This window comes from Actinomycetota bacterium, from assembly GCA_035540895.1.
In the GTDB taxonomy this organism is placed as follows: domain Bacteria; phylum Actinomycetota; class JAICYB01; order JAICYB01; family JAICYB01; genus DATLFR01.
Genome location: DATLFR010000005.1, coordinates 1 through 3,981 on the forward strand (window position 1 = coordinate 1; position 3,981 = coordinate 3,981).

The following is a 3,981-nucleotide window of genomic DNA, read 5'->3' on the forward strand; positions in this document are numbered from 1 at the left end:
CCTTCAGCTCGACCTCGGTGGCCGCCCCGACCTTGATGACCGCGACGCCGCCGGAGAGCTTTGCCAGCCGCTCCTGCAGCTTCTCGCGGTCGTAGTCGGAGTCGGTCCGGTCGATCTCGGCCCGGATCTGGTTGATCCGGCCCTTGATGTCGTCGGCGTTGCCGGCTCCCTCGACGATCGTCGTCTCGTCCTTCGTGACGACGATCTTGCGGGCCGTGCCGAGCATGTCGACCTTCACGTTCTCGAGCTTGATGCCGAGCTCCTCGCTGACGACGGTGGCGCCGGTGAGGATGGCCATGTCCTCGAGCATCGCCTTGCGGCGCTCGCCGAAGCCGGGAGCCTTGACGGCGACCGACTTGAACGTGCCCCGCATCTTGTTCACGACGAGGGTGGCCAGGGCCTCACCCTCCACGTCCTCGGCGATGAGGACGAGCGGCTTGCCGGACTGCATGACCTGCTCGAGCACGGGCAGGAGGTCCCGCACCGAGCTGATCTTCTGGTTGGCGATGAGGACGAAGGGCTCGTCCATGATCGCCTCCATCCGCTCGGGGTCGGTGACGAAGTAGGGCGAGATGTAGCCCTTGTCGAACCGCATCCCCTCGACGGTTTCTAGCTCCATACCGAAGGTCTGGGACTCCTCGACGGTGATGACGCCGTCCTTGCCGACCTTGTCGATCGCCTCGGCGATCGTGTCGCCGATCTCGGGGTCGGCGGCGGAGATGGCCGCGACGTGGGCGATCTCCTCCTTCGACTGAATCTCCCGGGACTGCTTGCGGATGTTCTCGACCGCGGTCTCCACGGCGCGCTCGATGCCACGCTTCAGCGACATCGGGTTGGCGCCGGCGGCGACGTTGCGCAGGCCCTCGCGCACCATGGCGGCGGCGAGGACGGTGGCGGTGGTCGTGCCGTCACCGGCGACGTCGTTGGTCTTCTTGGCGACCTCCTTGACCAGCTCGGCCCCGATCTTCTCGTACGGGTCCTCGAGCTCGATCTCCTTCGCGATGGTCACCCCGTCGTTGGTGATCGTGGGGGCGCCCCACTTCTTCTCGAGGACGACGTTGCGGCCCTTCGGTCCGAGGGTCACGCGTACGGCGTCCGCGAGCTTGTTCATTCCTTCCTCGAGCGCGCGACGCGCGTCCCCCGAGTAGGAGATGAGTTTCGCGGGCATGCTTCCTCCTCCAGCCTGTTGTTGGCACTCTCTGCCATAGAGTGCTAGCACGCGGCGGGAGCGACTGTCAATCGCAGGTTCGGCGCCCGGCTCGGTAGGGTATGCCCGAACGCGTATCCCCCGGTCACGAGGAGGTCCGATGCCCCGGCCGTCGCGGTTCGCGGTCCTGGCGCTGCTCGCCCTGCTCCCGGCGTGCGCGACATCGGACCCCGGCGCCACCCCGTCGCCCTCGCCGACGGCCACCCCCGGCCCCCAGCTGCGCTGCTCCGCCGAGGACGCCGAAGTGGCGGAGGCGACCGGCCTCGACGACCTCCCCGACCCGGTCGTGCGGGTGCGGGCGGAGATAACCGCCGCCGCCCGGGAGTGCGACTACGCCGAGCTCGAGTCGATCGCGCGGCGGCTCGGTCCGTCGTTCACCTACGACGACCAGGGCCCCCGGCGGGGCGACACCATCCAGGCCTCTGGGTACTGGCGGAACCGGGAGGTCCAGGGGGATCCGGTCCTCACGCGGCTCGTCTTCCTGCTGAACCTGCCCTGGTCCAGCGTCACGTTCGACGGGGCCGACTCCCCAGCCGACCTCGGCTCCGGAGAGGTGACCGTCTACTCATGGCCGTCCACGACGTCGGATGGGATCTGGGGGGAGCTCGAGGAGATCTACCCGGCGACGGACGTCGCCCAGTGGCGCGCAGACGGGGTCTACCTCGGGGAGCGGGTCTCGATCACCGAGGCCGGACGGTGGTTCGAGTTCGCCCCCGCGCGCAGGACATAGGAGGCACAGATGAGCCGCAGCGTCCGGACCGCCGCCTGCATCGCCCTGATGCTGCTCGCCGCTAGCTGCGCGGCGGGCTCCCGTCCGCTCGCCACGCCCACCCCGGAGCCGCGGACGACACCGGCCCCCGACGCCGAGTGCTCCGCCGCGCGCCTCACGAACGACCTGACCGACCAGTCCGCGGACATCCCCGCCGCGGTGCGCATAACGCGCCAGGCGATCGCGGAGGCAGCGGTCTCATGCGACTACGAGAAGCTGGTCGAGCTGGCGGCCACGGACGGCCGATTCACCTACAGCCTGGACGAGCCGAGCCGGACCGACCGACGCGGGTGGGATCCCACCGCGTGGTGGCGGGCGCAGGAGGATGGGGGCATCGAGGTCCTGGCGGTGATGGTCCGGCTCCTGGACATGAGACCGGTGCTCGGTCAGCAGGTCCAGGGTGAGCAGCGTGTCGAGCGGCTGTACGTCTGGCCGCGCGCGTTCGACCCCGGGGACACCGTCGACACCGACTGGGAGGACGTCCGGAAGATCCACAGCGACGAGCAGGCGCAGGCGTGGAGGCAGCAGGGCGTCTACCACGGGTGGCGCCTGGCCATCGACGACGAGGGCCACTGGATCTTCTTCGTCACCGGGGAGTGCGCGGGAGCCACGGAGCGTCCGGTCGACCCGCGTCTGTGCCCGGCGACCGCCGAGCGACCCGTCTCCTAACGCAGCGCCGTCCGCGGACGCGTGACACGATGAGCGGCATGACGGGACCCGTCGTCGAGCTGCGCGATGTCTACCGGTCCTACCACCGTGGGTCGGAAGAGGTCCGGGCGCTGCGCAACGTCTCGCTCAGCGTCGCACCCGGCGAGTTCGTCGTGATCACGGGGCCGTCCGGGTCGGGGAAGTCGACGCTGCTGCACGTCATGGCCGGCCTCGACCGTCCCGACTCGGGAGAGGTGATGCTCGAGGGGACAGCCATCGCCGAGACCAGCGACGACGATCTGACGCTGTACCGTCGGCGCCGGCTGGGCTTCGTGTTCCAGTTCTTCCACCTCCTCCCCACGCTCACGGCCGCCGAGAACGTGATGCTGCCCTTGCTCCTGGACGGCCGCGACCCCGACGAGGCGCAGGAGGCGGCGGTGGCCGAGCTGACGACGTTCGGCCTGCGCGACCGGGCGGGGCATCGGCCCCGCGAGCTCTCGGGAGGCGAGCAGCAGCGGGTCGCCATCGCGCGGGCGCTCGTGACCCGCCCCGCCCTGCTCCTCGCCGACGAGCCGACCGGGAACCTCGATTCGGTGGCCGGCGCCGAGGTGTACCGCGTCATCTCGCGGGCACCCGCCGAGCACGGCACCTCCGTCGTGATGGTGACGCACGATCCGAGCGCCACGAGGCTCGGCTCCCGCACCCTCTACCTGTACGACGGACAGGTGTCGGAGACACCTCCGTTCGCCCACGCGCCCGGAGGGTTCGGGAACCGTTGAGGGCGACGGTCCGGCTGGTCTGGGCGCTGGACGCCCGCCACCTCACTGCCCATCGCGCCCGGCTCGCCCTCGGTGTGTTCGGCGTGGCGGCCGGGGTCGCCCTGGCGGTCGCCGTCTCGTCCCTGGGCTCGTCGATCGACGCATCGCTGCAGGGGATCGCCTCCGCCGCGGCGAGCCGGGCCAACCTCGAGGTGCGGGGGACGAGCGCGGTCGGGATCGGCGCCTCCACCCTGCCCGCGGTCGAGAAGGTCGCGGGGGTTAGGGCGGCGGGCGCGACCGTGGAGTCCTACGCGCGGCTGCGCAACGGGGAGCGCACGGTGCGGGCGCTGCTGATGGGGGTCAGCTCCGGGATCTTCGACCTCGCTCCGGAGGCGGTGACCCGGCAGGACTTCGAGGTGGTCGACGAGTTCGGCCTGTTCCTGCCGCAGGGTCTGGCCGACGACCTGGGGCTGAGCGCCGGAGACGCCTTCGAGGTGTCGACCCCGACCGGGTGGCAGCGCCAGAGGGTCGGTGCGATCGTGCGGGGGGACGGGGCGGGCGGCCGCATCGCGGTAGGTGCGCTTGGGGTGGTCCAGAAC

5 protein-coding genes are annotated in these 3,981 nt (G+C 70.8%); 4 read left to right on the plus strand and 1 reads right to left on the minus strand.

Annotated elements, in window-relative coordinates:
• A partial coding sequence (gene groL, locus VM840_00255; protein HVL80005.1) for a chaperonin GroEL occupies positions 1-1,168 on the minus strand: 1,168 nt, incomplete at its 3' end.
• Between the two features lie 139 nt (positions 1,169-1,307).
• On the opposite strand from groL, the gene VM840_00260 reads away from it, so the two are divergent.
• The 4 genes from VM840_00260 to VM840_00275 all read left to right on the plus strand — a co-directional run.
• Positions 1,308-1,937: a hypothetical protein gene (locus VM840_00260; GenBank protein HVL80006.1), complete on the plus strand. Its 630-nt coding sequence runs from the start codon at positions 1,308-1,310 to the stop codon at positions 1,935-1,937.
• 9 nt (positions 1,938-1,946) lie between these two features.
• Positions 1,947-2,645 (plus strand): hypothetical protein, encoded by a 699-nt coding sequence (locus tag VM840_00265; GenBank protein ID HVL80007.1) that lies wholly within the window; start codon positions 1,947-1,949, stop codon positions 2,643-2,645.
• Positions 2,646-2,683: 38 nt separating this feature from the next.
• The gene (locus VM840_00270) at positions 2,684-3,403 is read left to right on the plus strand and encodes an ABC transporter ATP-binding protein (GenBank protein ID HVL80008.1); all 720 of its coding nucleotides are present in this window, start codon (positions 2,684-2,686) and stop codon (positions 3,401-3,403) included.
• Positions 3,400-3,981 (plus strand): hypothetical protein (locus VM840_00275; protein HVL80009.1); only part of this gene is annotated, 582 nt, incomplete at its 3' end. The genes VM840_00270 and VM840_00275, both read left to right, overlap by 4 nt.